The following is a 15,348-nucleotide window of genomic DNA, read 5'->3' on the forward strand; positions in this document are numbered from 1 at the left end:
CGAAGGCTTACAAAAGTCTTGTTCTATGTTACCCTTAATTTGATAAGGGCGCGACTCGACCGACCGGGGGGTGGGATCGAGTCGGAAGCGACATAATGGGGCAGTCTGAACGATGCGGCGTAGACCACAGCCAGACATCGATACCGGGACCGCAAATCCCAAGGGCTTTGACGATTTCGATCTGAAGCTCGGCGATATCATGCGCGGCGAACGCGCGACGATCGGCAAATCCCTTCTCGATGTCCAGCGTGAGCTGCGCATCAAGGCCGCCTATATTGCCGCCATCGAAAATTGCGACCCCGACGCCTTTGATACCCCTGGGTTCATCGCCGGTTATGTGCGCTCTTACGCGCGCTATCTGAATATGAACCCGGATGAGGTGTTTGCCGCCTTCTGTGCCGAAAGCGGCTTTGCCACGCCCCATGGGGTGTCGGCGCAGGCCTCGTCGAAACGCCAGGCCGATGTGGTGATCGGCGCTGCGGCCCCCAAGGTGCCGCGCGATCCCTTTGTCACCCCGAGCACCCCGTTTGCGCCCAAGGGCGAAAGCTTTCTGTCGCGGATCGAACCCTCGGCGATTGGCTCGGCCTTTGTGCTGATCGCGCTGATTGCCGGGCTCGGCTATGGCGGCATGGCGGTGCTGAGCGAGGTGCAGCGGGTGCAGGTGGCGCCGTCTGAAAACACCCCCGATGTGCTGACCGATCTTGATCCGCTGGACGGTGTCAACCGCCCGGCGCCCGAACAGCTGACCGAGGTTGCCGGGGCCGGGGTGTTCACCCCGCCGCCGGATTCGCTCGACCGGCTCTATCGCCCGCAGGCGCTGGATGTGCCGATCATGGTCGCCCGCGATGCGCCGATTTCCACCCTTGATCCGGCCCGAATCGGCAGTTTCACCGGTGATGAGGCACAGCGTCCACGCAGTGGTTCGGCGATTGAGACCGCGCTTGAGCGGGCGATGGCCGGGGTCAATGACAGCAGTCTGGCAACGCCGCAGGTGGTTGAGGATCGCGCACCGGGCGTGTCGGTCTTTGCGGTGCGTCCGGCCTGGATCCGGGTGCGTTCGGCCAATGGTTCGATCATCTTTGAAAAGGTGCTCGACGCCGGGGAAGCCTATGAGCTGCCGCAGACCGAAGAGGCACCGATGCTGCGCGCCGGGATGTCCGGGTCGATCTACTTCAAGGTCAATGGCAAGATTTTTGGCCCCGCCGGTGACGGCACCGCCACGGTGCGCGACGTGGCCCTATCGGTCGATGCGCTGACTGGAAAATACCAGATCGCCGATCTGGCCGCCGATCCGGTGGCCGCCAAGGTGGTGGCCGAGGCGACCCAGATCCTCGACCCGTTGCCGCGGGATTGATCCGCAGCGGATTGCGTCCCGGCGCGCCCCGTCCTATGTCACGGTGAAACCGCCCGCCATCGGAGCCGTTGACCATGTCACATAATCCCATTCGCCCCTGGCGCGATATCGCCCGCCGCAAGAGCCGCCGGATCATGGTCGGCAAGGTGCCGGTCGGTGACGGCGCCCCGATCTCTGTTCAGACGATGACCAACACCGAGAGTTCGGACGTTGCCGCGACCGTCGCGCAGGTGCAGGCCGCCGCCGAGGCGGGCGCCGATATCGTCCGGGTTTCAACCCCGGATGAGGCATCGACAAAGGCGCTGCGCGAAATCGTGCGCGAAAGCCCGGTGCCGATCGTCGCCGACATTCATTTCCACTACAAACGCGCCATCGAGGCGGCCGAGGCGGGTGCGGCCTGTCTGCGCATCAACCCCGGCAATATCGGCAGCAAGGACCGGGTGCGCGAAGTGATCCGCGCCGCCCGCGACCATGGCTGCTCGATCCGCATCGGGGTGAATGCCGGCAGTCTGGAAAAGCACCTGCTGGAGAAATACGGCGAACCCTGCCCGGCGGCGATGGTGGAAAGCGGGCTGGATCATATCCGCATCCTTGAAGACAATGATTTCCACGAGTTCAAGATCAGTGTGAAGGCCAGCGACGTGTTCCTGGCCGCCGCCGCGTATCAGGAGCTGGCCGACGCCACCGATGCGCCGATCCATCTGGGCATCACCGAGGCCGGCGGGCTGACCACCGGCACCATCAAATCTGCCATCGGCATGGGCAATCTGCTGTGGATGGGGATTGGCGACACGCTGCGGGTCTCGTTGAGCGCCGATCCGGTGGCCGAGGTCAAGGCCGGGTTTGAAATCCTGAAGGCGCTGGGGCTGCGGCATCGCGGGGTCAACATCATTTCTTGCCCGTCCTGCGCCCGCCAGGGGTTTGACGTGATCAAGACGGTCGAGGCGCTGGAGCAGCGGCTGGAGCATATCAAGACCGCGATGAGCCTGTCGATCATCGGTTGCGTGGTGAACGGGCCGGGCGAGGCGCTGATGACGGATGTCGGTTTCACCGGCGGCGGCGCCGGAACCGGTATGGTCTATCTGGCCGGTAAGCAATCGCACCGGATGTCGAATGAGCGGATGGTCGATCACATCGTCGAGGCGGTCGAGCGCAAGGCGGCGGAGATTGAGGCGACGCAGGCCCGGGGCGTCGAGCAGGCGGCGGAGTAAGCGCGGCGGCGGCCCTGCGGGCCGTGCCTCCGGCGGGAATATTTTTGGCAAGATGAAGCAGAGGTCGGGCGCGGCCAGGTTACCGCGGCGCCAGGTAGCGCGGCAGGATCTGGGCCGGCATCCAGCCACGCAGCAGCATGTCGGGCAGCACATAGCTCGGCGCGATATCGAGCTCGAGCGCGGTGGCGAGGTCGGCGCCGTAATTCACATCGGTGCGGGCTGGGGGCCCGGGGGTCAGATCGGCACCGGCAATCAGCCGGGCCGGGCCTTCGGCGGCGAGCCGGGCCATCAGACCGGCGGTGGCGGTGGTGGTGTCAAGCGCGCGCAGTTCGACGCGCAGGTCAGGACGGGTTTGCGTCAATGTCAGCAGTTCGGTCAGGGCGGTGAGGCAATCCGGGCAATCGGCACTGACAAAGACGGTGAGGATTTCAGCCGGGGAGTCGGCGCCAAAGCCGAACCCGGTCAGCGCGAACAGGGGCTCGGCCAGCGCGGCGATTCGGGCGCGGTCGCTGGCCGCAGCATCGGCATAGATCTCGGCCGTGGTGATGTCGGGGGCGGGCGGTTGCGCCGCCAGGGCGCGCTGCAGGATTTCCGGCTCCTCCAGCAGCAGGGCGCGCAGTTCCGCCCGAAAGGCGGCACGCGCGCCGGGGCTGAGATCGAGCCCGTCAGCCGCCAGCGCCGAGGGCGCCAGCAGCAGCACGCAAACCGCGACACGGATCATTCGGCGCGGGCGTCCTCGACAAAGCCGCGCATCGCCGCCAGCGGCGCATAGCCGCGCAGCATCTGGGTGCCGATGACAAAGGTCGGGGTGCCGTTGATCTGCAACCGCTGGGCCAGCGCCCTTGTTTCGGCGATTTCGCGCAGCACCGCGTCGCTGTCCATCGCTGCCAGGATCGGCGCCGGATCCAGCGCCAGGCTACCGGCGAGCCGCGCCAGGGCGGTTTCGTCAGGCTGGCCGGTAAAGGCCATCAGCGCGTCATGCACCTTTTGATAGGCGGCGTCACCGGCGACAATCTTGGTGGCCACGGCAAAGTGCGACGAGATCGTTGAGGCCTCGCCCAGGATTGGGAATTCCTTGACCACGAAGCGGATATTGCCGTCGCTCGCGATCAGTTCGTTCACATCTTCAAAGGCCTTGCGGCAATAGCCGCAGCGGTAATCCATGAATTCAACGACGGTGATGTCGCCGTCGGGGTTGCCGCCGACAAAGGAAAAGCCGTCGTTAAAGATTGCCTCGGCATTTACGGTGACCAGATCGTCGTCCTGTGCCGCCTTGCGATCGGCCTCGCGGGCCTCGAGGCTCTGCACCGCTTCGATGATCACCTCGGGGTTGTCCATCAGATAGGCGCGGACCTCGGCACGAAACGCCGCGCGCTCGCTGTCGGACATGCTGGCGGGGTCAAAGGCCAGGGCCGGGGTGGCAATCGTGAGGGCGAAAACGGCCGCGAGGGCGAGGGGACGGGGCATGGGCAAATCCTGACTGGTCCAGAAGGTCCTGCCGCGTCAGACCATATTCGCGCCCGATTGCCAAGCACCGGCGGCTTTTCGTCCGAGGCAGGGCGCGCTATTGCGGGTGGGCGCAGTGTCGGAGGGTTGGATGCGGGTTTCAAGACGTGGTGAGGTCGATCCCTTTATTGTGATGGATGTGGTGCGCCAGGCGCAGGAGATGGAGGCGCGGGGACGGCGGATCATCCATCTGGAGATTGGCCAGCCCGGGACCCCGGCGCCACGGGGCGCCCGCGCGGCGCTGGCCGAGCGGATGCAGGCGGATCCGCTGGGCTATGCGGTGTCGCTGGGGCTGACGCCGCTGCGTCAGGGCATCGCCCGGCTCTATGGCGACTGGTATAATGTCGATCTGGATCCGGCGCGGGTGATTGTCACCCCGGGATCCTCGGGGGCGTTCCTGCTGGCGTTTACCGCGCTGTTCGACCCTGGCGCCCGGGTTGGGATCGGGGTGCCGGGCTATCCTTCGTACCGTCAAATCCTAAAGGCGCTGAGCCTTGACCCGGTGTTGATCGAGACCGAGGCGGCGGCGCGGTTTCAACCGCTTCCGGGCGATGTGGCGGCGCATCGGCTCGACGGGTTGCTGGTCGCCTCACCGGGCAATCCCACCGGAACCATGCTGGACCGGGGGGCAATGACGGCGTTGATCGAGGCCTGCGCGGCGACGGACACCGCGTTCATCTCGGACGAGATCTATCACGGGTTGGAATACCAGGCCAAGGCGGTCAGCGCGTTGGAAATCAGCGACGATTGCTATGTGATCAATTCGTTTTCCAAGTATTTCTCGATGACCGGCTGGCGAGTCGGTTGGCTGGTGGTGCCGCAGGATCATGTGCGCCGGATCGAGCGGATCGCCCAGCATCTGTTCATCTGCGCCCCGCATGCCAGCCAGGTGGTGGCGCTGGCGGCGCTGGACTGCCGGGATGAGCTGGATGGCAATCTGGCCACCTATGCGACCAACCGGGAATTGATGATCGCGGGGCTGGCAGAGGCCGGGTTTGACCGGTTCGCGCCGCCGGATGGCGGGTTTTACATCTATGCCGACGTGTCACATCTGACCGATGACAGCCTGGCCTTTGCTGGGCAGATTCTCGAGCAGGCGGGGGTGGCGGTGACGCCGGGACTGGATTTCGATCCCGGTCGCGGCGCGGGCACCCTGCGGTTTTCTTATTGCGGCACCAGCGATGACATCCGCGAGGGGCTGCGGCGGCTGCGTGACTTCATGGTCGGGTATCTGGCCACGCGCTGAGCCTGCGGCAGGAGCCAAGGGCGAACAAAAAGATCAGACCGGGTTCAGGTGGCGGGGAGTTTGCCGATCAGTTGAACGGTTCGCGGAACCGGAGCAGCCTTTGGTGAAAGGCGGGCAGGCCGGTCGGCGCGATAAAGCCGGCCTTGCGCGCCGCCTCCAGGATCGTCCCGTGATCGGAGCCGAGATGCTCATAGACCATCCGGGTGGCGCGGTGACCGGCGATGGTTTCGGCGACCGTGCGGGTGACATAGCCGACCCAGAAATTGTTCTCAAAGGCCGGCACCCGGCTGAGGAAGTTGAAGGTGCAGGTGATCGCCCCGTGTCGCGAGATCAGCGCGGCGACGCCTTCCTCTTGTTTCAGAAAGATGCCGCGGAACTCGCGGGTCGCGGCGCGCGCATCCAGCCCCTGCTGGCGCATCGCCTCCTTGGCCTCGTAGCCGCGCACGAAGGTGAATCCGTCAATCCGATACACCCGCACGATGCCGGTTACGGCGACCTCGGAATCGATAAAGCTGCGGCGTGAGAACCGATAGAGACCGGCGGGCAGCAGGTCGGGCGACACCGTTGTCGATTCGCTGCCCAGATAGGGGGCGATTTGCGGATGGCTGAGCAGATCCGAGGCGATCGGCGACAGCTGATCGACCGGTTCCAGCAGAATGCGGGCATCCGTGTCAAAGAAAGTGCAGATCCGCTGCAGGACGTCCGGGCGCGGAAAGCTCTCACCAGAGAGATAGCGGTTGTATTGGGTCCGGTTGATCCCCAGCTCGCGGCACAATCCGGCGATTGACGGGTAGCGATTGCTGAGCTGGCGCAGGTTGGTTCCGAAAATGCCACGAACTTCGACAGGATCGGTCATGTCACGGTCAGGACGTATCACGACACGGTTCATTTCAGGCGCTCCTGCATGGTTCAATCGAACAAATCATCGGCTTCTGTCACATATTGGGACAGATTTGGCGGTGTCATGACGTCAACCCGCGTCATACGTGATGTTGTATAGCGCCAATTAGATTTTAAGGCGACACAAAAATCCAGCCAACGTTTCAGAATGAGGAATGTGCAGGCCGCATGTATTTTCAGAGACTGTTGGGGGGTGGGTGCAACGTATTGAACGCATTGGGGAAGATGATGTTCGGAGTGGTTCTCTGGAGCGATAACACAGAGATGAAAGCCGTCGTCTGGTGTGAAGATCAGGGCGAATTGGCCTTTCTCGGACCGGAGCCGGGATCAGATGCCGGTGCCAATACCTTCGAATCTGGCGATCTGGTCCAATTCGAGCTGGAAATGGACGGTGCGATCCGGCGCGTGCGCGGGGCCGTTATCGTGGCCGAAGCGCAATTCCCGACACTGGCACGCAGCCTGCTGGAGGTCGGCAATGACGCCGAGGTTATTGCCAATGCTGGATCAGACGAGGAACGGCCCGATGCCGGTGACGTCCGGCGAAAGGGCATCGTGTTGCCGTTTATTCGCCGCCGTCCGGTTCAGCCGCCAGTTGGCACGGCACAGCGCAGCGCGGTCTGATCGGGTCGAACGTCGCACGCCCGGCCCGGGAGAGTGGCGCCGGGCGGATGATTTGGGGTCGCGATAAACCCGACCTTAAAGCGCGCCACGGGACAGGGCGGCAACACCGGTGCGGGCCATTTCCAGCAATCCCAGCGGGCGCATCAGATCGGCAAAGGCGTCGATCTTCTCCGGGGTGCCGGTCAGTTCGAACACAAAGCTGGTCAGCGTGCTGTCGACCACATTGGCGCGAAAGATATCCGCAAGCCGCAGCGCCTCGACCCGCTTTTCGCCCTCGCCTGCCACCTTGATCAGCGCCAGTTCGCGTTCCACCGAGGCCCCGTCGACGGTCAGGTCATGCACCTCATGCACCGGAATGATCCGACCCAGCTGCGCCTTGATCTGCTCAATCACCTGCGGCGTGCCCCGGGTCACCACGGTGATCCGCGACCGATGGCCGGTGTGATCGACCTCGGCCACTGTCAGGCTGTCGATGTTATAGCCGCGCCCGGAAAACAATCCGATGACCCGGGCTAGAACCCCGGCCTCGTTGTCGACAACGACGGCCAGGGTGTGGGATTCGATAACGTCCGAGAAGTTGGGACGCAGGTTATAGGCCGAGTGTTTGGTCGACCCCTTTTTGATATGCAATGCGCTCATCTTGTTTTCACCGGTTGGGCTGGGGGAAAGACTTTTCGCGAAAAGTCTTGGCAAAAATCTTGGCTAAGATTTTTCCCGCTCAGACCATCACCGCGCCTCCTGATTTGATTGCGTCCTGGGTGCTGGCGTTGCCCATCAGCATCTTGTTATGGGGCTCGCCCGACGGGATCATCGGAAAGCAGTTTTCATGCTTTTCGACCAGGCAGTCAAAGATCACCGGCCCGTCGTGGTTGATCATCTCCATGATCGCATCGTCCAGATCGGCCGGATCCTTGCACAGAATCCCTTTGGCGCCAAAGGCCTCGGCCAGTTTCACGAAATCCGGCAGCGATTCAGACCAGGAATGCGAATAGCGCTCGCCATGCAGCAATTCCTGCCATTGCCGCACCATGCCGAGGCGTTCGTTATTCAGGATGAACTGCTTCACCGGCAGGCGGAATTGCATCGCCGTGCCCATTTCCTGCATGTTCATCAGCCAGGACGCCTCGCCGGCGACATTGATCACCAGGCTGTCGGGATGCGCCATCTGCACCCCGATCGAGGCCGGGAAGCCATAGCCCATGGTGCCCAGCCCGCCGGAGGTCATCCAGCGGTTCGGTTCGTTAAAGCCCAGGAATTGCGCCGCCCACATCTGATGCTGGCCGACTTCGGTGGTGATGTAGCGATCCCGGTCCTTGGTCAGCGCCTCCAGCCGTTGCAGGGCGTATTGCGGTTTGATCGTGGTTTTCGACCCGGCGTAATTCAGGCAATCGACCGCCTTCCAGCTGTCGATCTTTTCCCACCAATTGGCCAGCGCCTCGCGGTTGGTCTTGCGGCCACGGGCCTTCCAGACCTTGAGGATGTCCTCCAGCACATGCGCGACATCGCCGACGATCGGGATATCGACCCGGATCACCTTGTTGATCGAGGACGGGTCGATGTCGATATGGGCCTTTTTCGAATGCGGCGAAAAGGCATCGATGCGGCCGGTGATCCGGTCGTCGAACCGGGCACCGATATTGATCATCAGGTCGCAATCATGCATCGCCATATTGGCCTGATAGAGCCCATGCATGCCCAGCATTCCGAGCCAGCCCTTGCCGCTGGCCGGATAGGCGCCGAGCCCCATCAAGGTCGAGGTGATCGGCGCGCCGGTGGCATCGACCAGCTCGCGCAGCAATTGCGCCGCCGCCGGGCCAGAGTTGATCACCCCGCCGCCGGTATAGAACACCGGCCGCTTGGCGGTTTCCAGTGCCGCGACCAGTTCGGTGATCTCTTCCATGTCGCCCTTGACCGGCGGGTTGTAGCGATAGCTCGACGGTTTCGGCACGGGCTTGTAAGTGCCGTTGGCGAATTGCACATCCTTCGGGATGTCGATCAGAACCGGGCCAGGACGGCCGGTGGTGGCGACGTGAAAGGCATGATGCAGCACATCGGGCAGGGCGTCGGTGTCCTTGACCAGCCAATTGTGCTTGGTGCAGGGGCGGGTGATGCCAACCGTGTCTGCCTCCTGAAACCCGTCGGTGCCGATCATGAAGGTCGGCACCTGGCCGGTCAGCACCACGATCGGGATCGAATCCATCAGCGCGTCGGTCAGCCCGGTGACCGCATTGGTGGCGCCGGGGCCAGAGGTGACCAGCGCAACCCCAGGCTTGCCGGTCGAGCGGGCATAACCCTCGGCGGCATGCACCGCGCCCTGCTCGTGGCGCACCAGGATATGGCGGATGCTGTTCTGCTGGAAAATCTCGTCGTAGATCGGCAAGACCGCGCCGCCGGGATAGCCGAATACCGTGTCCACACCCTGATCTATGAGGGCTTGGACCACCATTTTGGCTCCTGTCATCTGGCGTGTCATCGTCTTTTCTCCGTCCTGCGTGTTCGGTTCATCGGATACGAAAAAGCCCCCGGGGTTTGATCCGGGGGCGCATGGGAAACCTGATGGGTCAACCGGTGTTACCGGCCCATGCGCCAAACTCCTACGATGACCACTAGTGCGTTCATTGCCTGAAGGCTCCTTCGTTCAGAATGAAGCAATATTGCGCAGCTCGGAGAAGGTCAACCGCCAATCGGGTGAGTAAAGTATCAAGATGGGTCATTTTTCATTCCATTTATTGCGCAAATGGTGCGTCGGGCGAAATTTAGCTAAACGATCAGGCGAATCCGGCGGCGGAGGGCGGTCAATCCTGCGTCATGACCGCTCCGCCGCCCGGCCGCTGGGTCAAGGCGCCTCGAGCAGCCTCTTGATGTTCGCCAGCCCTTCGTTGGACTCCGCGTCGATCCGCGCGAGCAGGTCGTCGGTGGGCAGTTTCGGGCGCGCCGGGTTGCGCATCATACGGGTGAACCTTGTGCCGCCGGGCACGTCGTCAAAGGTATAATGCAGCACGATCGGCCCCATGAAATCGGTCTGCGCGATCCCCATCCAAAGATGCGGAGGTTCGCAGGCGATCACCAGCCAGTCGAGGTCGACCGGGGCGGTACGGGTCGACCAGTGTTCGTGAAAGGTATCGCCAAAGCGCATCGGACGGTCGTCACAGTCGATCTCGTGCGAAGAGGACAGCCATTTCGGCCAGGTCTTTGGATTGGTGACATAGTCGAACACAGCCGTCGGCGCGGTGGCGATGACAATGGAATGGCTGCGCTGAAAGGGGTAGGTGATCGGGGTGTCGCTGGTCATTGTTTGCTCCGGATGAGTGCTGCTGCGCCATAGGGGCGGGATCGGCAGCCAAGGTCAACCGCGGGCAGGTCCGGCAGCAACTGCCTTATTCAGTGGCAGAAAGGGGGCAAGCGGGCGGATTTGGAAATTTACCATTTGATAAAAAAATAATCCGTGGCAGGCTGGGTTCAGAGAATTCGAACTGACCCCGCGCGGCCTGCGCCGGTATGACAGGATGACCCGATGAGCAACAGCCCCACGACCCCCGGCCTGGCCGCCGGACGCCTGGCCCCGGCGGTGCTGGCCGAGAATTTCACCGATCTGCATCCGGCTCTGGACCGGCACGAGGCGCAGGTGGCGGCTGACCGCTGCTATTTCTGCCATGATGCACCCTGCATGACCGCCTGTCCGACCAGCATCGATATCCCGCTGTTCATCCGCCAGATCGCCACCGGCACCGCCGAGGCGGCGGCGCGCACGATCTTCGATCAGAACATACTTGGCGGGATCTGCGCCCGGGTCTGTCCGACCGAGACGCTCTGCGAAGAGGCCTGTGTGCGGATGGAGGCCGAAGGCGCCCCGGTCGAGATCGGCCGGTTGCAGCGTCACGCCACCGACCGGTTGATGGCGCGCAATGATCACCCCTACCAACGCGCTGCCGAGACCGGCAAGCGGGTGGCGGTGGTCGGGGCCGGCCCCGCCGGGCTGGCCTGCGCCCATCGGCTGGCGATGAAGGGGCATCAGGTGGTGATCTATGACTCCCACCCGAAGCCCGGCGGGCTGAATGAATATGGCATCGCCGCCTATAAAAGCACCGAGGATTTCGCCCAGGCCGAGGTGAACTGGCTGCTCGGGATCGGCGGCATCACGGTCGAAACCGGGCGCGCGCTCGGCTCGGATCTGACGCTGGCGGGGCTGCAACAGGAATATGATGCGCTGTTCCTGGCCATCGGTCTGGCCGGGGTGAATGCGCTGTCAGTGCCAGGCGATGATCTGGCAACCGATGCGGTGTCCTTCATCTCTGATCTGCGTCAGGCCAGCGATCTGGACAACCTGCCGGTGGGGCGGCATGTGGTGGTGATCGGCGGCGGTATGACGGCGGTGGATGCGGCGGTGCAATCGCGGCTGCTGGGCGCGGAAAACGTGACCCTGGCCTATCGGCGCGGGCCGGAGCAGATGGCCGCCTCGCAATTCGAACGCGATCTGGCGGCCTCGAACGGCGTGCGGATCCTGACCAATGTGCGCCCGGTGGCCCTGCATGGCGACGCTGGGCTGCGCGAGGTTGAACTGGAACATACCAGCACTGCGGACGGCACGTTGCGCGGCACCGGCGAGACCTTTCGCCTGCCCGTCGATCAGCTGTTCAGCGCCATCGGCCAGACTCTGCAGGGCGCACCCGAGGGGCTGGAAATCGACGGCGGCAAGATCCGGGTCGATGCGACGGGGCGCAGCACGCTGCCGGGCATCTGGGCGGGCGGCGATTGCGCCAGCGGCGGTGAAGACCTGACGGTGACGGCGGTGGCCGAAGGCCGCGATGCCGCCGAGGATATTCACCGGGCGCTGATCCATGACAGCGAAGGCAATCTCCTTCTTCTTCAGACAACAGGGGGCCGTTCGGATGGCTGATCTGACCACGAATTTCATCGGCATCACCTCGCCCAATCCGTTCTGGCTGGCCTCGGCGCCGCCGACCGACAAGGAATACAATGTCCGTCGCGCCTTTGAGGCCGGTTGGGGCGGGGTGGTCTGGAAAACGCTGGGCGAACCGGGGCCGCCGGTGGTCAATGTCAACGGGCCGCGCTACGGTGCGATCTGGGGCGCGGACCGGCGGTTGCTGGGGCTGAACAATATCGAGCTGATCACCGACCGTGACCTGCAAACCAACCTGGAAGAGATCACCCGGGTCAAGGCCGATTACCCGGACCGGGCGATCATCGTCTCGATCATGGTGCCCTGCGAAGAGGAAAGCTGGAAAACCATCCTGCCGCTGGTCGAGGCCACCGGCGCCGACGGAATCGAGCTGAACTTTGGGTGTCCGCACGGGATGAGCGAGCGGGGCATGGGCGCCGCCGTCGGCCAGGTGCCGGAATACATCCAGATGGTCACCGAATGGTGCAAGAAATATTATTCCAAACCGGTGATCGTGAAGCTGACGCCGAACATCACCGATATCCGCTATCCGGCCCGCGCCGCCCATGCCGGGGGGGCCGATGCGGTCAGCCTGATCAACACCGTGTCCTCGATCATTTCTGTCGATCTCGACACGCTCAGCCCGGAACCCTCGATCGACGGCAAGGGCAGCCATGGCGGCTATTGCGGCCCAGCGGTGAAACCGATCGCGCTGAACATGGTGTCCCAAATTGCACGCGATGCCGATTGCGGGGGGACCCCGATCAGCGGCATCGGCGGGGTGACCACCTGGCGCGACGCGGCGGAATTCATGGTGTTGGGGGCGGGCAATGTGCAGGTCTGCACCGCGGCGATGACCTATGGATTCAAGGTGGTGCAGGAGATGATCTCGGGCCTGTCACAATGGATGGATGAAAAGGGCTATGCCAGCACCGCCGATTTCGTCGGTTCGGCGGTGCCCAATGTCACCGAATGGCAATTCCTGAACCTGAATTATGTCACCAAGGCGCAGATCGATCAGGAGGCCTGTATCAAATGCGGGCGCTGCTATGCCGCCTGCGAGGACACCAGCCATCAGGCGATTTCAATGAGCGCGGACCGGGTGTTTGAGGTGATCGACGAAGAATGCGTTGCCTGCAACCTCTGCGTCAATGTCTGCCCGGTCGAGGATTGTATCACCATGGTCGAGCTGGACCAGGGCGCCACCGATCCGCGCACCGGGCGCAAGGTCGGCGAATATGCCAATTGGACGACCCATCCCAACAACCCTGGCGCGCTGAAGGCGGCGGAATAGGGTTCAGCCAAACCCACGGACCGGGGGCGGCATCCCCTGGCCTCCCGACGTGGGGCAAGGGCACCGCATTGCGACGTAGCACACAATGCGGTGCCCGAATTGAAAGTGCCATTCAGCCAGCACCATTCAGAATGTCCGGTGTCAGACTTTCAGCATCCGGGTGAACAGGGTGATGAGATACTCCTCGGCCGCTGGAAACGGATCGGTGACCTCGCAGCCCAGTACCGCGCGCACCTGGACATCGAAATCGGCGTAATGCTGGGTCAGCGACCAGATCGAAAAGATCAGGTGATGCGGATCGGCTTTGGCCAGACGTCCGGCATCCATCCAGCTCTGAAACAGTGCTGCCTTGTCATCGACCAGCGATTTCAGCTCGGTTTCGAGCAATGGCAGGATGCGCGGTGCCCCCTGCACGATCTCATTGGCGAACAACCGGCTTTCACTGGGGTGGTCGCGGCTCAACTCCAGCTTGCGGCGGACATAGCCGAGGATCTCGTCCAGCGGCTCGCCCTTTGCGTCAATCTCGCGCAGCGGGTCGAGCCAGGTGACCATCAGCGTCGAGAGAAGGTAATCATGCACCGCTTCCTTGGATGGGAAGTAATACAGCAGGTTGGGTTTCGACAGCCCGGCCTGCTTGGCGATCTGATCGACGGTTGAGCCGCGGTAGCCATGCGAGGAAAACACCTCAAGCGCGGCATCGGCGATCAGCGCGATGTTGCGTTTTTGAATGCGGGTGGTGGCCACCGGGGTGACCTTGGAGCCGGTGCTGGTTTTTGACTGCTCAATCATCGGCTGGGCGCAATCTCCCGATTGGAAAGGCATGTCGGGCCAATGTCTCCCGGGTCGGGCTGAAAGTCCAGCCGCGATGAAAATTTGGTCAGCCCGCGACGCAACCCGGCCATGGTGCGATGGGTCGGGCGATTTTCTTGACTGCGGCGGGTGCCGTGATAGCGTTGCTTTGACCTTTTGGTCAAATGCCGCCCCGTCAAAGGAAAGGATCGTCGATGTCCGCGCCCGGAGAGAACCTGAGGATCAACGCCGACCGGCTGTGGGACAGCCTGATGGAAATGGCCAAGATCGGCCCCGGGGTCGCGGGCGGCAACAACCGCCAGACCCTGACCGACGCCGATGGCGAGGGCCGGGCGCTGTTTCAGCGCTGGTGCGAGGCGGCGGGCTGTTCGATGGGGCTGGATTCAATGGGCAATATGTTTGCCCGGCGCGAGGGCAGCGATCCCGAGGCGCTGCCGGTCTATGTCGGCAGCCATCTGGACACCCAGCCGACAGGCGGCAAATACGATGGCGTGTTGGGGGTGCTGGCGGGTCTGGAAATCCTGCGCAGCCTGAATGATCTGGACATCAAGACCCGGCATCCGATCGTGGTCACCAACTGGACCAATGAGGAGGGCACCCGCTATGCCCCCGCAATGCTGGCTTCGGGCGTCTTTGCCGGGGTGCATGCCGAGGATTGGGCCAAGGCGCGGCTGGATGCCGAGGGCAAAAGCTTTGGTGACGAATTGAAGCGGATCGGCTGGGAGGGTGACGAACCGGTCGGGGCCCGCAAGATGCAGGCGTTCTTTGAGCTGCATATCGAACAGGGCCCGATCCTTGAGGCCGAGGGCAAGGATGTCGGCATCGTCACCCATGGCCAGGGGCTGAGCTGGACCGAGGTGACAATCACCGGCAAGGATTCCCACACCGGCTCAACCCCGATGCCGATGCGCAGGAACGCCGGCCTCGGCATGGCGCGGGTGCTGGAATTGGTGGATCAGATCGCCCTCAGCCACGCGCCCGATGCGGTCGGTGCGGTGGGGCATATCGATGTCTATCCGAATTCGCGCAATGTGATCCCGGGCAAGGTGGTGTTCACCGTCGACTTCCGTTCGCCCGATCTGAGCGTGATAGAGGATATGGAGGCGCGGCTGAAAACCGGCGCGGCCGGGATTTGCGACGAGATGGGGCTGGGGATCAGTTTTGAAAAGGTCGGCGGGTTTGACCCGGTGGCCTTCGATCCCGCCTGTGTCGGGGCGCTGCGCAATGCGGCGGAGCGACTGGGTTATGCGCATCGCGATATCATTTCCGGCGCCGGGCATGATGCCTGCTGGATCAACCGGGTGGCGCCGACGGCCATGGTGATGTGCCCCTGCGTCGACGGGTTGAGCCATAATGAGGCGGAAGAGATTTCCAAGGATTGGGCGATGGCCGGGGCCGATGTGCTGCTGCATGCGGTGGTCGAGACGGCGGGGATCGTCGAGTAAGCGGTCAGGCCGGGGGCGCTGCCCCCGGACCCCCGGAATATTTTTGGCAAGATGAAGCGGG

The 15,348-nt window shown here is 63.3% G+C and carries 14 protein-coding genes; 7 read left to right on the plus strand and 7 right to left on the minus strand.

Features of this window, described 5'->3' with window-relative positions:
• Positions 1 to 112 precede the first annotated feature (112 nt).
• On the plus strand, positions 113 to 1,354 hold the full coding sequence (locus P1U48_RS01035; RefSeq protein ID WP_301066310.1) for a helix-turn-helix domain-containing protein: 1,242 nt from the start codon (positions 113 to 115) through the stop codon (positions 1,352 to 1,354).
• Positions 1,355 to 1,428: 74 nt separating this feature from the next.
• Positions 1,429 to 2,565, plus strand: coding sequence for a flavodoxin-dependent (E)-4-hydroxy-3-methylbut-2-enyl-diphosphate synthase (gene ispG / locus P1U48_RS01040; protein WP_301066311.1), 1,137 nt, complete (start codon positions 1,429 to 1,431; stop codon positions 2,563 to 2,565).
• Between the two features lie 79 nt (positions 2,566 to 2,644).
• Here ispG and P1U48_RS01045 read toward each other — a convergent pair whose 3' ends face one another.
• Together P1U48_RS01045 and P1U48_RS01050 are read right to left on the minus strand one after the other, a co-directional pair.
• Positions 2,645 to 3,286, minus strand: a complete 642-nt coding sequence (locus tag P1U48_RS01045) for a hypothetical protein (protein WP_301066312.1) — start codon at positions 3,284 to 3,286, stop codon at positions 2,645 to 2,647.
• Positions 3,283 to 4,032 carry a DsbA family protein gene (locus P1U48_RS01050; protein WP_301066313.1) on the minus strand — a complete coding sequence of 250 codons (750 nt, stop codon included), beginning with the start codon at positions 4,030 to 4,032 and terminating at the stop codon, positions 3,283 to 3,285. The genes P1U48_RS01045 and P1U48_RS01050 overlap by 4 nt, the downstream gene beginning before the upstream one ends.
• Before the next feature lie 130 nt (positions 4,033 to 4,162).
• Here P1U48_RS01050 and P1U48_RS01055 point away from each other — a divergent pair, with 130 nt between their 5' ends.
• Entirely contained in the window at positions 4,163 to 5,317 is a 1,155-nt protein-coding gene (locus P1U48_RS01055; protein ID WP_301066314.1) for an aminotransferase class I/II-fold pyridoxal phosphate-dependent enzyme, read from the plus strand.
• Between the two features lie 67 nt (positions 5,318 to 5,384).
• Here the strand turns inward: P1U48_RS01055 and P1U48_RS01060 are convergent, their stop codons facing one another.
• Positions 5,385 to 6,206 (minus strand): helix-turn-helix transcriptional regulator, encoded by an 822-nt coding sequence (locus P1U48_RS01060; protein ID WP_301066315.1) that lies wholly within the window; start codon positions 6,204 to 6,206, stop codon positions 5,385 to 5,387.
• Positions 6,207 to 6,442: 236 nt separating this feature from the next.
• Here P1U48_RS01060 and P1U48_RS01065 point away from each other — a divergent pair, with 236 nt between their 5' ends.
• The gene (locus P1U48_RS01065) at positions 6,443 to 6,838 is read left to right on the plus strand and encodes a hypothetical protein (protein WP_301066316.1); all 396 of its coding nucleotides are present in this window, start codon (positions 6,443 to 6,445) and stop codon (positions 6,836 to 6,838) included.
• A gap of 75 nt (positions 6,839 to 6,913) precedes the next feature.
• Here P1U48_RS01065 and ilvN read toward each other — a convergent pair whose 3' ends face one another.
• The 3 genes from ilvN to P1U48_RS01080 form a co-directional block, all read right to left on the minus strand.
• Entirely contained in the window at positions 6,914 to 7,477 is a 564-nt protein-coding gene (ilvN, locus tag P1U48_RS01070) for an acetolactate synthase small subunit (RefSeq protein WP_301066317.1), read from the minus strand.
• A gap of 79 nt (positions 7,478 to 7,556) precedes the next feature.
• A complete protein-coding gene (locus tag P1U48_RS01075) occupies positions 7,557 to 9,311 on the minus strand; it encodes an acetolactate synthase 3 large subunit (RefSeq protein ID WP_301066318.1) in 1,755 nt (584 codons plus the stop codon).
• A gap of 363 nt (positions 9,312 to 9,674) precedes the next feature.
• The gene (locus tag P1U48_RS01080) at positions 9,675 to 10,130 is read right to left on the minus strand and encodes an SRPBCC family protein (protein WP_301066319.1); all 456 of its coding nucleotides are present in this window, start codon (positions 10,128 to 10,130) and stop codon (positions 9,675 to 9,677) included.
• A gap of 222 nt (positions 10,131 to 10,352) precedes the next feature.
• Between P1U48_RS01080 and P1U48_RS01085 the strand changes: the two genes are divergently transcribed.
• Both P1U48_RS01085 and preA read left to right on the plus strand, forming a co-directional pair.
• Positions 10,353 to 11,735, plus strand: coding sequence for an NAD(P)-dependent oxidoreductase (locus P1U48_RS01085; protein WP_301066320.1), 1,383 nt, complete (start codon positions 10,353 to 10,355; stop codon positions 11,733 to 11,735).
• Positions 11,728 to 13,032: an NAD-dependent dihydropyrimidine dehydrogenase subunit PreA gene (preA, locus tag P1U48_RS01090; RefSeq protein ID WP_301066321.1), complete on the plus strand. Its 1,305-nt coding sequence runs from the start codon at positions 11,728 to 11,730 to the stop codon at positions 13,030 to 13,032. The genes P1U48_RS01085 and preA overlap by 8 nt, the downstream gene beginning before the upstream one ends.
• Positions 13,033 to 13,173: 141 nt before the next feature.
• Here the strand turns inward: preA and P1U48_RS01095 are convergent, their stop codons facing one another.
• Positions 13,174 to 13,821 carry a TetR family transcriptional regulator C-terminal domain-containing protein gene (locus tag P1U48_RS01095; protein ID WP_301066322.1) on the minus strand — a complete coding sequence of 216 codons (648 nt, stop codon included), beginning with the start codon at positions 13,819 to 13,821 and terminating at the stop codon, positions 13,174 to 13,176.
• A 215-nt stretch (positions 13,822 to 14,036) separates the two neighbouring features.
• Here P1U48_RS01095 and P1U48_RS01100 point away from each other — a divergent pair, with 215 nt between their 5' ends.
• Positions 14,037 to 15,287, plus strand: coding sequence for a Zn-dependent hydrolase (locus P1U48_RS01100; RefSeq protein WP_301066323.1), 1,251 nt, complete (start codon positions 14,037 to 14,039; stop codon positions 15,285 to 15,287).
• Positions 15,288 to 15,348: the final 61 nt, after the last annotated feature.

Origin of the sequence: Pseudooceanicola sp. (genome assembly GCF_029213205.1) — a bacterium.
Lineage (GTDB): Bacteria > Pseudomonadota > Alphaproteobacteria > Rhodobacterales > Rhodobacteraceae > Pseudooceanicola.